This is a genomic window from Mycoplasma sp. 6243, assembly GCF_051200785.1.
In the GTDB taxonomy this organism is placed as follows: domain Bacteria; phylum Bacillota_I; class Bacilli_A; order Mycoplasmatales; family Metamycoplasmataceae; genus Mycoplasmopsis.
The window spans coordinates 884323-900293 of record NZ_CP195154.1 but is presented as its reverse complement, the minus strand read 5'-3'; the positions used below and the strand labels follow the sequence as shown (position 1 = coordinate 900293).

General features: G+C 27.6%; 15 protein-coding genes and 3 tRNA genes. 7 read left to right on the top strand and 11 right to left on the bottom strand.

The genetic code is table 4. The features are described from left to right. Window positions 1–28 precede the first annotated feature (28 nt). From greA to ACR82Z_RS03670, 8 genes are all read right to left on the bottom strand, one after another. The gene (gene greA, locus ACR82Z_RS03705; RefSeq protein WP_435128969.1) at window positions 29–511 is read right to left on the bottom strand and encodes a transcription elongation factor GreA; all 483 of its coding nucleotides are present in this window, start codon (window positions 509–511) and stop codon (window positions 29–31) included. Further along, window positions 501–1205, bottom strand: coding sequence for a BC85_0335 family putative methyltransferase (locus tag ACR82Z_RS03700; protein WP_435128966.1), 705 nt, complete (start codon window positions 1203–1205; stop codon window positions 501–503). Before ACR82Z_RS03700 ends, greA begins: the two co-directional genes overlap by 11 nt. Continuing rightward, a complete protein-coding gene (gene ruvX / locus ACR82Z_RS03695; RefSeq protein WP_435128963.1) occupies window positions 1181–1636 on the bottom strand; it encodes a Holliday junction resolvase RuvX in 456 nt (151 codons plus the stop codon). The genes ACR82Z_RS03700 and ruvX overlap by 25 nt, the downstream gene beginning before the upstream one ends. Further along, window positions 1618–4245: an alanine--tRNA ligase gene (alaS, locus tag ACR82Z_RS03690; protein ID WP_435128960.1), complete on the bottom strand. Its 2628-nt coding sequence runs from the start codon at window positions 4243–4245 to the stop codon at window positions 1618–1620. Before alaS ends, ruvX begins: the two co-directional genes overlap by 19 nt. 8 nt (window positions 4246–4253) lie before the next feature. Continuing rightward, window positions 4254–5366, bottom strand: a complete 1113-nt coding sequence (gene mnmA / locus ACR82Z_RS03685) for a tRNA 2-thiouridine(34) synthase MnmA (protein ID WP_435128957.1) — start codon at window positions 5364–5366, stop codon at window positions 4254–4256. A 69-nt stretch (window positions 5367–5435) separates the two neighbouring features. Beyond that, window positions 5436–6878 (bottom strand): proline--tRNA ligase, encoded by a 1443-nt coding sequence (gene proS / locus ACR82Z_RS03680; RefSeq protein WP_435128954.1) that lies wholly within the window; start codon window positions 6876–6878, stop codon window positions 5436–5438. Between the two features lie 74 nt (window positions 6879–6952). Further along, window positions 6953–7027: transfer RNA gene (locus ACR82Z_RS03675), tRNA-Gln, on the bottom strand. Window positions 7028–7030: 3 nt separating this feature from the next. Next, a tRNA-Tyr gene (locus tag ACR82Z_RS03670) sits at window positions 7031–7114 on the bottom strand. Between the two features lie 278 nt (window positions 7115–7392). Here ACR82Z_RS03670 and ACR82Z_RS03665 point away from each other — a divergent pair. The 7 genes from ACR82Z_RS03665 to ACR82Z_RS03635 all read left to right on the top strand — a co-directional run bounded on the left by ACR82Z_RS03665 (window position 7393) and on the right by ACR82Z_RS03635 (window position 12790). Further along, the gene (locus ACR82Z_RS03665) at window positions 7393–9012 is read left to right on the top strand and encodes an ABC-F family ATP-binding cassette domain-containing protein (protein ID WP_435128951.1); all 1620 of its coding nucleotides are present in this window, start codon (window positions 7393–7395) and stop codon (window positions 9010–9012) included. 23 nt (window positions 9013–9035) lie between these two features. Beyond that, complete coding sequence (locus tag ACR82Z_RS03660; protein ID WP_435128948.1) at window positions 9036–9689, top strand: hypothetical protein; 654 nt, start codon at window positions 9036–9038, stop codon at window positions 9687–9689. Continuing rightward, window positions 9670–11028, top strand: coding sequence for an HNH endonuclease (locus tag ACR82Z_RS03655; protein WP_435128945.1), 1359 nt, complete (start codon window positions 9670–9672; stop codon window positions 11026–11028). The genes ACR82Z_RS03660 and ACR82Z_RS03655 overlap by 20 nt, the downstream gene beginning before the upstream one ends. Beyond that, the gene (locus tag ACR82Z_RS03650; RefSeq protein WP_435128942.1) at window positions 11021–11701 is read left to right on the top strand and encodes a 16S rRNA (uracil(1498)-N(3))-methyltransferase; all 681 of its coding nucleotides are present in this window, start codon (window positions 11021–11023) and stop codon (window positions 11699–11701) included. The genes ACR82Z_RS03655 and ACR82Z_RS03650 overlap by 8 nt, the downstream gene beginning before the upstream one ends. 129 nt (window positions 11702–11830) lie before the next feature. Next, on the top strand, window positions 11831–12265 hold the full coding sequence (rplM, locus tag ACR82Z_RS03645; RefSeq protein WP_435128939.1) for a 50S ribosomal protein L13: 435 nt from the start codon (window positions 11831–11833) through the stop codon (window positions 12263–12265). Further along, on the top strand, window positions 12265–12660 hold the full coding sequence (gene rpsI, locus ACR82Z_RS03640; protein WP_435128936.1) for a 30S ribosomal protein S9: 396 nt from the start codon (window positions 12265–12267) through the stop codon (window positions 12658–12660). The genes rplM and rpsI overlap by 1 nt, the downstream gene beginning before the upstream one ends. A gap of 53 nt (window positions 12661–12713) precedes the next feature. After that, window positions 12714–12790 (top strand) — tRNA-Ile (locus ACR82Z_RS03635). Between the two features lie 62 nt (window positions 12791–12852). Here ACR82Z_RS03635 and ACR82Z_RS03630 read toward each other — a convergent pair. The 3 genes from ACR82Z_RS03630 to ACR82Z_RS03620 all read right to left on the bottom strand — a co-directional run bounded on the left by ACR82Z_RS03630 (window position 12853) and on the right by ACR82Z_RS03620 (window position 15745). After that, window positions 12853–13515, bottom strand: a complete 663-nt coding sequence (locus ACR82Z_RS03630; protein WP_435128933.1) for a hypothetical protein — start codon at window positions 13513–13515, stop codon at window positions 12853–12855. Between the two features lie 75 nt (window positions 13516–13590). After that, window positions 13591–13953: a hypothetical protein gene (locus tag ACR82Z_RS03625; RefSeq protein WP_435128930.1), complete on the bottom strand. Its 363-nt coding sequence runs from the start codon at window positions 13951–13953 to the stop codon at window positions 13591–13593. Window positions 13954–14329: 376 nt separating this feature from the next. Next, a complete protein-coding gene (locus ACR82Z_RS03620) occupies window positions 14330–15745 on the bottom strand; it encodes a hypothetical protein (protein WP_435128928.1) in 1416 nt (471 codons plus the stop codon). Window positions 15746–15971: the final 226 nt, after the last annotated feature.

Here is a 15971-nt window from a genome sequence, read left to right as displayed (position 1 = left end):
AAAAGCCGTAGTAAAATACAGCTTAATTTTATAAATGTTCTACATTTATGATTTTTATTGAATATTTATTTGGAGCTTCAATTTCAATAATATCTCCTGGTTTTCTACCAATCATAGCAACTGCTAAAGGACTTGACATTGATACCTTATCTTCAAACGGGTTGGTATCGTGTGATCCGGTAATAGTAACTGATTTTTCCACATTCTTTTCCAGCACCAAAAAGGTTACCAACGAGTTTATTCCAACTGTGTTATCAGATTTATCATGTTTTGATTCGATAATTTGTGCATTATCAAGAATATTTTCAAGTTCGCTTATACGTCCTTCAACAATTCCTTGACGTTCTCTTGCTGCATCATATTCAGCATTTTCAGATAAATCACCTTGAGCACGTGCTTCTTTAAGTGCTTCCTGCACTGCCTTACGTTCAATGTTGACTAAATTTTCATATTCAGTTTTATACTCGTCATATTTTTCTTGTGAAAGGTAAATAATGTTTTTATTGTCCATTTGATACTCCTAAATTATCTGTTATTATATCGCTTTTTACAATAAACAAGAATCGATTTGTAATATATGATACTTCATGTTTAATATTTTTATTTTTAAGTTTTTTATCTAACTCTAAAATTTCTGAATTTTTATATTTCTTTAGGTTTATTGCAAGCATACCTTTTGCATTGAGATTTGGATAATGATTTTCATACAAAGTATTAAGGTTCTTATCACTGTTAAAAATTGCCACAAAATCAATATTTTCATTATTATAAGGTAATACTGGTTGCATAAATTGATCTGGAAGTTTTCTACGAACTTCATTATATTTTATAAAATCAAATTCATCTAAGTCGTAATAACCTGCTAATTTGACTTTTTCAACCAAGCAAGCAAATGGGAATAAATCATTCTTAGATATAACTAACAAAGAAGTATATTTATTTATATAAAATGTATTAATTAACCCTTCGATATCTAAATCATCGGCTTTAGATTTAAATTCATCCTTGAGAATGTAAGGGAGTGTACCAATATCATTCCGTAAGGTTTGTATCTGAATTTGTGCTTGTTTTTGTGATTTTTGTACATATTTTTTTCTGATATATCTTGCATAAATTTGTAATCCGATATATATACCTATACCAACCACAAAAATCACAACAGCAGATACTCATAAACCAGTTATTGTTGCTTGCGATAATTCCATTTAATATCCTTTCTTTGTTTATAATAATCTAAATACTCTTGCAAAATTAAAACTGCTGCTATTTTATCTTTATATAATTTTCTTTTTGCTCTTGTATATCCTGCTGAAATTAAAGCTTCGTGAGCTTTCTTAGTTGTATATTGCTCGTTTACAAATAAATAAGGAATATTAAAATTTTCTTCTAGTAATTTTGCAAATTGTTCTACCATTAAGGTTCTTTCGCTTTTTTGACCACTAATTTTAAGTGGGTAACCTAAAATCACACCATCAATTTGGTATTGATTTATATACATTTTTATTTTATTTATAACTGCTTGAAAATCATTTTCATCCATTTTAAAATTTTCTAAACCACTTGCAATAATCTCACTTTCATCAGTTATTGCAAACCCACAGGATTTTGTACCTAAATCTAAACTGAGTTTTCTCATTTAATACTATATAGCAGTTGTAAAATGTTTTTGTTATCAGAAATTTTTCCCATAGCTAAGATGTTATTTCCTCCACCTCTACCGTTTAATTGCTGCATAATTTGCTGTGCAATAAGGTTTGAATTATATTTTTTTGATGCAACAACTAACATTGGATCTATATCAGAAGAAGTTAAAACAACTAAAGCATCTGGATATTTTTCTCGCAATGTTGAGGCAACTATTTTTATTTGTGATTTATCAACTGATGTATTCAAATAAACTTTATGATTGTTAATTTCAACAAACTCCGCTGCATCATAGTCAAAAACAAATGATTCAGTCTGTTTTTTACTTTCTTTTATATAATCATTACGAACTTGCTGTATCTGATTATTTAAATATTCAATTGCTTGTTGTAAATTATTTGGTATCTCAATATCTTTTTTATAATTTGGATTGATTTTTTCAACTTTTTCAATACTTTTATTTAATTCTATAATTAGCATATCCTTTTGTTCATTTAAATATTCATTTACTGTTTCAAATGATGAAATAGCGCGAATCCGGTATACACCAGCCGCTTTCTTTTCAACATTAGTAATTTTAAAATCTTCTAAATTAGCAGTATGTGATAAGTGAGTTCCACCACATAAATCGGCTGTAATGCCTTCAAATTTGACTATACGGACTGCTTTAGGGTCCATATATTCAGCTTCTTCTAAAGTCATTATTGCACCGATTTCTTTGGCTTGTTCAGTTGACATAATTAAATAATCACGTTTTGCATCTTGTTTAATATATAAATGAATTAAGTCTTCGATTTCTTTAATTTGAGCTTCTGTAGGTTTTTTATCTGCTGGTAAATCAAATGTTAAGCGCTCTTCATTGTTATCGCTACCAAGTTGTTTAATTTGTGGTCCTAAAACTTTTCTTAGAGCACAAAATAACAAGTGAGTTCCGGAGTGGTTTCTCTCTAAACCACGACGAATTTTTTCATCAACATAGCATTCTATTTCATCGAAACGATTAATTTTACCTTCAACCTTATGAATATGGTTTCCGAACTTATCTTTAAAGACATCTATGATAATTATTTTATTATCATTTTGCAGCATATATCCTCGATCGTGTTTTTGCCCACCACCTGTAGCATAAAATGGAGTTTGCTTTAAAATAACATAACTTATTTTATCAGATGTATCAATTTCTTTTTCTGTATCTAGCAGATGTAAAATAGTGGTTTTAGATTTTGTATCAGTATATCCTATAAATTCATCTTCTTTATTTTTAATTAAGGTTAATGAGTTAATAACTTTATCCATTCCTGAAAGTTTTTTACCACGGCTTATTTGACTATGTTTTTCTTTTGCTTGATGATATGAATCCATTTCAATACTTATTCCATCTTGTGCAAGTATTTCAGTTGTTAATTCGATTGGAAATCCATATGTTTCAAATAACTTAAATGCTATTTCACCTGAAAAAATTTTTTGATTTGACTTTATCTCAGATTTTAATAATAATCTTCCGTTCTCAACTGTTTTTAAGAAATTTTCTTCTTCTTCATAGATAATTTGTGCTACTTTTTTGGCATCATATTCATATGGTAAAGTGCTTTTTATAACATCAACTAATTTATATAAAAAAGGTTTATAAATACCTAATTGCATTGCTATATATGCGCTACGACGCACTAAACGACGTAAAATATAACCACGACCTACATTTGATATCTTAGCACCATCGGCAACAGCATTAACAACTGCACGCATATGATCAGCAATTATTTTAAAATAACTATTTATTTTATTTTGCTCAGGTTCTTTGGTAAAATAGTTATTTATATCATATCTAAAACTAGTATATTTTTCTATTTCATAAATTATTGGTAAAAACAAGTCAGTATCATAGTTTGTAGGGGCATCTTGTAAAATTGAAACAATTCTTTCAAAACCTGCACCTGTATCAATATTTTTTTGCTTAAGTTCTATATAGTTTCCTTCACCATCTGAATTATAAGTAGAAAACACAATATTTCATATTTCAATGTAGCGGTCATTTTCAATATCTTGTTTTAAAAGTTCGATGCCACGACTATCATATTTTTGTCCACGATCATAAAATATTTCAGTATTAGGTCCACAAGGTCCAGATCCTACTTCTCAGAAATTTGTATCTTTTGTCCCTGCTATCAAGTGTTTTTCCGAAATTCCATAACTTAATCACAGATTCTTGGTTTCTAAATCTTCATAATAATATGTAAAATATAACTTTTCTTTTGGTAGTTTTAAATCATTTAATAAAAACTCTATCGCAAATTCAATAGCTTCTTTTTTAAAATAATCCCCTATCGAAAAATTTCCAAGCATTTCAAAAAAAGTATGGTGTCGAGCTGTTACCCCGACATTTTCTATGTCATTAGTTCGAATCGATTTTTGTGAGTTAGTTAAACGTCGAGATTGTGGAATTTTTTTTCCTGAAAAATATTCTTTTAAGGTTGCTACACCCGAATTAATTCAAAGTAATGATGGATCATTTTGTGGAATCAAACTTTTTGATTCAACAATATAGTGATTTTTAGATACAAAAAAATCTAACCATCTTTGTCTTATTTCTTTTGATTTCATTATGCTCCTTATAAATAATCTAACCTTTTATCTTTATAAAATATTTCATCAATTGTTGCTCCACCAATGCACTTGTCTCCATCATAAATTACAACATGTTGTCCCGGAGTAACTGCAGAAGATGTTTGAGAATAATGTACTTTTATATGTGTATCACTTAATATTTCAAGTTTTATTGGTATATCTTCTTGACGATATCGAAATTTAGCAGTCAAATTATTTTTATCAAACTCTGTATGATTAAAGGTGTAGTTCGAAGCAATCAAAGCATCCGAAAGCAGTCACTGCATTTGAGTGCTTGGTGCTACATAAATAATGTTTTTTGTTACATCTCTTCCGCAAACATAATAAGGTTGCTCCATCCCACCTAAATTAAGTCCTTTGCGTTGTCCGATTGTATAATAAAAACTTCCTATATGTCTTCCTATTATTTTATTAGTTGTAATATCAACAATATCCCCATCACAAGCAGGAATATAATTTTGTAAAAACTCACCAAAATTACGTTCACCGATAAAGCATATTCCTGTTGAATCTTTTTTATCTGCAGTTGCTAAATTAAGTTTATGAGCAAGCTCACGAATCTGTGGTTTGGTTAGATTTGCAAGCGGCATTATAACTTTACTAAGTTGCTCGCTGGTTAATTGTGCTAAAAAATATGTTTGATCTTTATTGGTATCTTTTGCACGATATAAATGTCCTTCTTCAACCTTTGCATAATGTCCCATTGCAATATAATCTGCTTTCAGCTCATTAAAAGCATATTTGGCAAACTTGTCAAATTTAATATATTTATTACATAAAATATCAGGATTCGGTGTACGCCCTTTTTGATATTCTGATATAAAGTTTTCAAAAACATTTTGTCAATACTCTTGCACAAAATCAACTCTATATAGTGGTATTTGTAATTTTGATGCAACTTTTTGAGCATCTAAATAATCTTTTTCCTGTGGACAAATATCACTATTCACATTTTTGTTTCCTAGATAATCGTTATTTACTACACTATCTCAATTGCGCATAAATAAACCTACCACTTCATAACCTTGTTGTTTTAATAAATATGCACAAACTGACGAATCAACACCACCACTCATTCCTAAAACAACTCTTGCCATAAACTCCTTTCATCAAATTATAAAACATTTATAAATATGTAAAAATACTAGACAATTTAGCCTAGTATGCTAATATGCTTTAGCAAAAATTACATAGCGATTGGTAATATTATTACAATCTTCAAAAATGCAGTGATTTCTATTCCCTGGTTTTTTAAACAACTTAATCGGTATACATCTAGTGGTAGCGCCTGTTTCTTGTTTAATCCGTCTTTCTGCTTCATCTAAGCAACAAAAAGGAGCATAAACAAATTTTCCTGCTTCAATTTGTTGTTTTAATTCTTGATACGAATCTACATAAACGACATTTTCTTTCAAGCGATTTAATGCAGTTTGATATAAATTATTATGGATATCTGCTAAAGTTTGTTTCACTGTTGCTTTTATATCAGTTATTTTAACTTGAAATTTTTGTAAAGTATCACGACGAACAAAAGTCACTTCATCGTTTTCTAAATCACGTGGTCCTATTTCAATTCTTAATGGAACACCTTGGATTTCGCTATTAGATGCTTTAAATCCAGGATTTCGATCAGAATTATCTAAATTTACACGAAATTTTTTAGATAACTCATTAAATATGAATTTACCTATAACAGATACTTTTTCAGATTTTTTATTAAATAACTCCAAGATATCAACTTGAATTGGTGCAACAAATGGAGGAATAATAATTCCGCGATTATCTCCGTGTGTCATAATAAGGGCACCTAACAAACGAGTAGAAACACCTCAGGATGTTTGATAAACATAATCAAGTGTATTTTCTTTATTTTTGAATGTTATTTCATATGGTTTTGAAAAATTTTGTGCTAGATAATGGCTTGTTCCCGCTTGCAAAGCCTTTCCATCTTTCATCATCGCTTCTAGCGTATATGTCGAGCAAGCTCCTGCAAATTTTTCACTTGGTGTTTTCTTACCTACTATTGTAGGGATTGCAAGAAAATTTTTCAAAAATTTTGCATATGTATTTATCATTTCACGAGTAAATTTTCGGGCTTCTAAGGGATCAGAGTGACAGGTATGTCCTTCTTGTCATAAAAACTCACGTGAACGTAAAAATGGGTTAGTGGTTTTTTCCCAACGCACAACATTGGCTCATTGATTATAAATTATTGGTAAATCATTATAGGAATTTATGCTCTTTTTGAATAAATCTGCAAATAAAACTTCAGATGTTGGACGAATAACAAGTGGTTCATCTAATTCACGATCCCCAACACATGTCACAGTTGCTAATTCAGGATTAAATCCCTCAACATGGTCCTTTTCTCTATCAAACAATGATTTAGGTATTAATAATGGTAAATAAACATTTTTAATTCCTTTAAATCTAAAAATTTTATTTAACTCTTTTTGAATAATTTCCCAAATACCATATGAATTTGGTTTGAAAATAATAGAACCTTTTGAAGGTCCGTATGCGATTAAATTCCCGTTTTTAACTACATCTGTATATCACTTAGCGAAATTTTCTTCTAATGGTGTAATTTTTTCTAATTCACGATTCATATTTTGCTATTATACCACTTTCTCTATGTTTAAATTGTGTGTTTAGTCATAAAAAAACACCCCTAAAGGTGATATGGCTGCCCCAGTTAGATTCGAACTAACGCATGTCGGAACCAAAACCCGATGCCTTACCGCTTGGCTATGGGGCAACATGGTGGGGGGAGAGGGATTCGAACCCCCGAATCGTAAGAAAGTGGGTTACAGCCACCCGCATTTGGCCGCTTTGCTATCCCCCCGAGTTGCTAAGATATTATAACAGTTAATAATTTTTTTCATAATTTATTTTCACTTTTTTATTATCAGATTCAAATTATCAAGTGCAAAACAAATGTTTTGCTTAAATTTATTAAATTATATATTTATCAAAATATAATGCAAAAACATTATTTTAGTTTTTTTATATTAAAAAAGAAAATTTAAGATAAAATTAATAAGAGCCGACATCGAGCAATATGCTTAATTGTCACAGCCTTCTTTTGAAGGTTTTTTTAAATTTAGCAACAAAGGGGTAAAAATGTTAGAGATTCAAAATTTAAGTATGGTTTTTAGTGATAAAAAACTTTTTGAAAATGTTAATTTAAAATTTACTGAAGGAAATACATATGGGGTAATTGGAGCAAATGGTGCTGGTAAATCAACATTTTTAAAAATTATTTCTGGTGAACTAGAAGCTTCTGCAGGACAAATTATAAAAGAAAAAAATAAACGCATTTCTGTTTTATCTCAAGACCACAATGCATATAATAATTATAATGTAACCGATGTTGTAATAATGGGAAATACTGATTTATATGCAGTTTTAGAAGAAAAAAATGCCATTTATGCAAATCCCGATGCAACAATGGATGATTACACAAGAGCCGGTGAACTAGAAGATAAATATGGTGAATTAGGGGGTTGAACAGCCGAAAATGATGCACAAGAATTGTTATCAAATCTTTTAATTCCAAAAGAAAAATGACATGTACCGATGTCACAATTAACAGCTAATCAAAAAATTAAAGTGTTATTGGCAAAAGCATTGTTTGGAAATCCGGATATTTTGATAATGGATGAACCAACTAACCACCTTGATTTACGTTCGATTAAGTGATTAGAAAACTTTTTGACTGATTATCAAAATGTTGTTATCGTTGTTAGTCATGATAGTGATTTTCTTGATGCAATTTGCACTCATATTGTTGATATAGACTATAATGAAGCGAAGATTTATACAGGTAATTATTCGTTTTGGAAACAATCATCACAATTAGCTCGTGAAATGATGAAACAAAGTAATATTAAAAAAGAAGCGCAAATTGAAAAACTTAAAGAATTTATTGCTCGTTTTAGTGCAAATGCTTCAAAATCAAGACAAGCAACAAGTAGGAAGAAAGCGTTGGAAAAAATTTCTTTAGATGAAATCAAACCATCTAATCGGAAATACCCTTATGTTCGTTGAGAAATGAATCGAGATCACGGAAAACAAATCCTACATGTTGAAAATCTCACTTATAAAAATGAAAATGGTGATGTTTTGTTTGAAAACGTATCATTCTCTTTGCGTCCTGGAGAAAAAATGGTTATTGTCGGCGATGATGATATTGCTAAAACCAGACTTTTAGAATGTATTATTGGTGAAAGAAAGCCATCGAGCGGAACAATAGAATGAGGCCAAACTATCACACCAAGTTATTTCCCTAACGATAACAGTAAATATTTTGATACCAACGAAACTATTTTAGAATGAATTTCAAAATGACCTTTATTAAATAAAGAAAAAGAAAATAAAGAAAATGACGATGCTCGTATGCGTGGTTTTTTAGGTCGCATGTTATTTAGTAATGATTCAGTATTTAAAAAGGTTTCTGTTACAAGTGGAGGAGAAAAAGCACGTTTAATGTTTTCAAGAATGATGCTTTTAGAATCAAACTTTATTGTTTTAGATCAACCACTTGATCACCTTGATGCCGAAAGCATCGATTCAGTAATAGACGGCGTTAAGAGTTTTAAAGGGGGTGCAATATTCACTACATATAATCGTGCTTTTGTAAATCAATGTGCTGATGTTATTTTAGAACTTCAATCACCAACAGAAAGTTTTTTATTCCGTGGTAACCTTGAAGAATACGAAGAAATTATGATGGATAATTAAAGTTTATGAAAATAATAGAAAAAGTGCTCAATAACATACAAAACGGTAGCGATATTTCGCAAAATATAAATTTTGTAAAAGAATATATTTTATCTGCAAAAGATAAAAGCAAAAATGATATCACAAAAGCTTTTCGCTTTGCTAATGATGATGAATGATATACAACCAAAGAAGATATACAATTTTTTATTAATAATGCTAAAATACCCAAAAATAAGGTTATTTGATGTCCATTTGACTTACCTAATTCAAACTTTGTAACCGTTTTCAAGAAAAATGGGTACAAAGTTATTTCATCACACATTTTGCTTGGTGAAGATTTTTATAAATATGAACCTAAAAAACATTGAGATATCATAGTAAGTAATCCCCCATTTCGAAACAAGCATAATTTATTAAAAAGACTTCTTGAATTTAACAAACCTTGAGCATTAATCTTTGGAATTCAAGCATTAAATAGTGAAAAATTTTGTGATTTTTTACAAAAATTCAAAAGGGTGCAATATGTACATTTAAAACGTAGAATGTGTTTTACAAAGGATTATTTGAATTATGATCTTATGAATTTGCAAAGGCCTTCATTTGCTAGTATGTGAATTGCTAACGACCTATTCGATAAAGATATCCAGGTATGGAAAGGTGTAGATTACAAAAAAGATGGAAAAGAATATACATAAAGATATAATACAAATTTGTATTTCTGATAAATATTTTGATTCTTTATTTATTCAACTAAAAAATATAGATAATAAAAAAACACAAAAAGATTTAAAAAAAATCATTTTAGATGAACTTGTATATAATAAATTTATTAACAAGGTTTTCTTAAATAATATCAACTGAATTTTTGAAAAGAAACAATATCAAGGTTTGTTTATTACAAATACCAACACACTTGTTTATTTTAGTCAAAAACTAAACAAAAAATTTAAATTAAAAAGCAGAAACACTTTTATTAAACAAAATTCTCTACCTATTATTAAATTATACGAAAACAATCCACAAATAAAGAATATTTACCTTTGTTTAAATCCTTTAGATTGGTATTTCTTAAAGTTAAAAAATCAAAAACTTGATATTCCAAATTCTGTAATTCTCGATCTTGAACAACTAATATATATAGATTTTAAAATTAGTGATTCATTTTTAGATTTTATAGATCAGAATATAAAAAACAAAATAGAAAACTTATCTAAAAATCTCTCGCTAATTCAGTTTATAAAACAGAAACAATTATCTAGTTTAAAAAATAAACTTAATAAGCCGTTAATTATTGAGTATCAAATGATGAAAAATCACATTTTTGTTGATGTTTACGGCAAATTTGATGGTGCTAATAGACAAGATACATTATTGTCATGTAAAATTATCTCAAAATTATCACACCAATTTGAACAGAAAACTTTAAATCTTTGATTGCTAAATGATGATTCTGTTTCTATGAACATAAAAAAGTATGTGACTTCATTAGGTTTTTCTTTCCAGTATAACACAACCGTAAATGAGCAAACTAACAAATATAATTACGATATAGATAAAACAAAACAATTTTTATTAAGAAATCAAAAATTCCTTAGAGCTAATATCTATAAAAAATACAATAATTACATTAATATAGGTGAATGTTTTGCTTGTGATTATAATATTAATGAAAATCTTATAACAGCACATATTTATCGTCATACAGATATTCAAGCAGAGTATCAAAAAAATAACATAAGTATCGATGATGCATTTAATTTAACCACATCGGGTGATAATGGATTTCTTTTGTGTCCAAATCATGATAGAGAATATGAAAAAGGTGTTATTTTCTTCGATCCGTCTAGTTTTGCTTTTAAGGTAAATAAACACTTTTTTCTAAAGCATGAAACAGAAAAAATAAATTATGTAGATTCGAAACTAATTAATAAATTTAATAATTTACCAAAAAACGCTTTATCATCTATCTTTAATACAAATTTTATAAATAACATTAACAAACATATGGCGAGATTAAAAATTATCAATGAATAGATTTTTTGTTAATTGTAAAGAAGATAATTATTTCATTTTGGATGCAGATGTTTTAAAACATCTTAGTGTGATAAGAATACAAGATAGAAACTTCATCTGTGTTTATCAAGAAAAATTTTATGAGTGTGTTTTAGAACATAATAAAGCGAAAATAATAAGAGAAATAAATCTTTTTAATGAGCACAAATATAAAGTTATCTTAGCTTTATCTGTTATTAAATACGAAAGATTTGAATGAGCATTACAAAAAGCTACCGAATTAGGTGTTGATATTATAATACCGATGCAAACAGAATTTACTAATAGGGAATTAATTAACCATTCTAAATTTCAAAAGAGAATTCCTAGATTTAAGAGCATAATTAAAAATGCTGCAGAACAATCATTCAGAAATAAAATTCCCGAATTATTACCGTTACAAACTTTTGACCAAGTGATTACATACCAAGTTGATAATAAAATTTTAGCGCATGAAAAGGTTGATTTTCAAATTAAAATAAACCAACCTATATCAGAAAATACTTTATTTTTTGTTGGTCCTGAAGGTGGTTTTAGTGATAAAGAAGTAACAAAAGCGATGGATAATAACATCAAAATAGTTTCACTGGGAAAAAGAATTTTAAGAGCAGAAACTGCTGCACTTTTTATGTTATCACAGCTTGAAATTGACTAATTCATATATATACAAGTCGAATTTAGCACAAAAATTTAAACTTCTTAAATTCGTGTTATATTAATTTTCTGGTATAATATATTAGCATTTTTAAAAAATATGTCAATTTCAATTAACGTAGGAGGATGTATGAGACAAACAACTATTGTAAATACACAACAAGCAAATAAAAAATGATATGTAATCGATGCTGAAGGACAAGTTTTAGGTCGTCTTGCTGCATTTGTTGCTTCTGTTTTAAGAGGAAAAAATAAACCTACATTTACACCAAATGCTGATATGGGTGATAATGTTGTTATTGTAAATGCCGCTAAAGTTATTTTGACTGCTAAAAAAGATGAACAAAAAATTTACTACTCACACTCAGGTTATCCTGGTGGTTTAAAAAGTATTACAGCAGCAAAGTTAAGAGTAAAAAGACCTACTGCATTAGTAGAAAAAGCAGTTAGTGGAATGATTCCTCATACAAAACTTGGTAATAAACAGCGTCGTAATTTATTTGTTTATGCAGGTCCAGAACATAATCAAAAAGCACAAAATCCAGAAAGATTAGAGGTTAAATAATGAACCAAAAATTAGAATACCGTGGTTTAGGAAGAAGAAAATCATCTGTTGCTCGTGTTAAATTAACACCAGGAAAAGGAAAATTTTTAATCAATAAACGTGATGCTCGTGAATATTTAACATCTGATATATACTTAAAAGATGCTAATCAACCTTTTGTATTAACTGAAACATTCGGAACATTTGATGTTAATGTTAATGTATGTGGTGGTGGATTAAGTGGTCAAGCCGGAGCAATAAGATTGGGTATTGCTCGTGCTTTATTAGAAGCAAGCGCTGATTACCGTGCTATCTTAAAAAAAGCAGGAATGCTTACTAGAGATGCTCGTGCTAAAGAGCGTAAAAAACCTGGATTACGTGCTGCACGTCGTGCAAGACAATTCTCTAAACGTTAATTTTCAAATAATGCTAGATTATTATATAAATATGATATAATAGTCTTGCTTATGCGAGCGTAGCTCAGCTGGTTAGAGCACACGACTGATAATCGTGAGGTCGATGGTTCAAGTCCATTCGTTCGCACCATATCAAATTTGACTAAACAAAAGAAGGTTTTACCTTCTTTTGTTTTTGTCTTTATTGTTTTCTTAAATATTTTCTCGATCTTTGTAAAATAAAAATGCTTGATATAAGTCTTTATAAATTACATTACCATTGCTTAACTCTTTAAAATGATAACCAAAAATTAAAAAATAGAATATCGGTAGTGCAGATTTTGAGTTTATTATAAAAGCCTTTACAGATAACATATTCATCAAAAACTTCTTATTATTATCAAAAAGATGATACAATGGTTTGTTTTCATCTGATTTAGACTCTGTTTCACCACTTAAATATAATTCGCTTTCATCATATTCAAAGTATGTTAGTCATTCATTGAAGTTATTTTTCATCTTTTTGTTTTTAATGTACATCTGTATTATAAAATAAAATAAAAGAATAATTATCAAAAGATATACAGCATCAAAAATATGAAAATAACTTAAGGTGCTAATCAAGTCGTTATCAAAGTTGATTATTTTATAAACAGATAAATTTATTAATAATTCATTTAAAAATAAGGAAAAAGTTATAAATAATAAGAAGATACCATATGAATATAGCTTATTTTTACTTTCTTTTATATATAACAATGCACCTTTTTTAAATAATATATTTGTTTTCTTTGCTTCAGAAATATGTATTAGTTTTTCTGTTTTATATAAAAGAAAATTAGTAAATGAATTATCTTGAACAAACAACTTAATCAATAAGACAAATGAAAATAAAGATATTATGAAAAATAAATTTATAGTCGTTAGTATAATAATGGATACAATCATTATTTAACCTTCCTGATTAAAAAAATTCACATAATCCATATATAAACCATAAAAATAATCACTATGTTCTTCTTTAAAAGATTTGTGCATATCAAAGATAAAAAATGCAAAAATATCATATGCATCGGCTTTAAATAACTTTTTAAATTCCTTAGTTGTCATTATCCTATCCTTAAAATCAAAAATATTTGTTGGTAAATGTATATAGTTATTTATCGGCAACCCACTATTAAAATAAATATTTACATCTAGCATATTTTTAGTATCTAAAATGTTTGTATTTTTTACTTTATAATCAAAATATTTAAGTACTTTTTTACCAAGAAAATAACCCTTAAAACAATATCTAAATGTGAATATATCCATAACCAAAAAGGCTATATATATAAATACAAAAAGTAATATCATTTCTGGGAATGTTTTAGAATTTAAATAATGATCTAATAAAATAAATAACAAAGTAAGTGGTGGTAAACTAACAAATCTAAAGATTATGATTATAAACCAATATAATATTTTTCGATTGTAGGTCAATAGATACTTACGAAACTTATATCAACCTTTAATAAAATTTATGTGGTATTCATTAGTTTTTTGAGTTATATCCCTTATATATGTATCTTTTGTTATAAAAAAGAAGTTTTGATATCTTTTTGTATAAATAACAACAAAAAATATATGTACTAGAATCACAAAACAAATATTTATGATAAGAAAAATAAAAATATATTCTATTGTCATATTATCCTAAATTATCAGTTTTTGTTTTATTAGGTAATTTTCTTATATAACAATAATTATATTTTTTGTTATATACTTTTTGCAACCCTCATAAATGAAGTAATCAATCTGGCTTATCTAACATTTGATTTAAAGTTAATACTTCATTGGTTTTAAGATTTTTGAAAACTAAATTTCTTCCACCTATACCACCTTGGTTATAAGGTTTATTTAGTGGTGTTTCCTTTACAACTACTCATTCTACGGTTTTAATATTATCTAAATTTGATGCGATGTTTTTTAATTTATTCTCTAATGATCTTAGATAGTCATTTACCTGAGCATTCATATTATCTATATTTTTTATTTCTAAACCAGATAAGACTCCATCTAGTATGTCAAGTTCAAATCAAGGAATATGAACAAACATTTTTTGCACAAATACACCTTTACTTACTTTGCTAAATTTAAAAAAAATTCTTTTATAATTTTTAGCAAGAGTATAAATATTTCATGTTCATCCTGAAATTACATTCTTAGCATATGAATAACCTTCTAAAACTCCATCCAGCAATGATGATTCAGGTAAATTAAAAAATCCTTTTAATTCTTTTCTGTTTTTTATATAAGCATCTCTTTGTGTTTCAAAACTATCTATTATAGCACTTAGTATAAAAGAAGTTGTAGCAGACAAACCACTCGCAATGAATCCTAAACCCAAACTAAATATCCCTAAAAAGAAACTAAAAGCAGAAGCGACAGCAGTACCTACTTGTAAACCGTACATAATTTTTAGTCTTTTGTTATATCAAAGTATATTATCATTTATATCTTTATATGTTTTTACAATTTTATCTTTCTCTTTTTCAAGTTCAAAAAACTGCTTTGTAAGTGTTTTTGAGTTTACCTCATTATTATCAATATTAATAACATAACCTTTATTTGTATCTAAAATAACTCTTTTTATTTTTGTTTCATCTCGTAAAGATTCTTTTGTTTGTTCTTTATTATTAGTGATATTAGATTTAAAATTATTCAATGATGTCTTTAATTCTTTTTTAAATTTTTTATATCCATCATTTGAAATAAAATTGTTGATTTTTTCTTGTTGTTCTGGTGTAACTACATTATTTTCTTTATATATTTTTACAAAATTACTTGCTAGTTCCTTAAAATCAGTTATGGAAATCTCATTGACTGCTTTTACTGTGCCTTTTTTCTTTGACATTAAATTTTCGACTATATTATCAAGTAACACATCTTTATTTTTAAACAAAGATTTAGACAAATATGAAACTTTTTCTAATTCATTATATTTTTCAGTATAAGTAAGGTTTTTAGTTAGCTTACTTTCTATTTGAACATTATTTTGATTTATTCCAGATAAACCACTTAGTCCTGCAATGGGTTCACCTAATTGAAAAATTACTTTTTTCATATAATTCCTTTTATGTTTTAATTTTATCAAAAATTTTGTATTTTATACAACCTATTTATAGACAAATATTAACTTAAATTATATGTTAAGCAATAAAAGTGTATAAGTGTTTCTTCATTTTTTAATTAAAATGCATAATAATGAAAATATTTTCGTGTTTTTTAGGTAATTTGTCTTGAATTGCCAACTTTCGACTTGTTTTTTTTTTTTTTTTTTGTAAAATAAG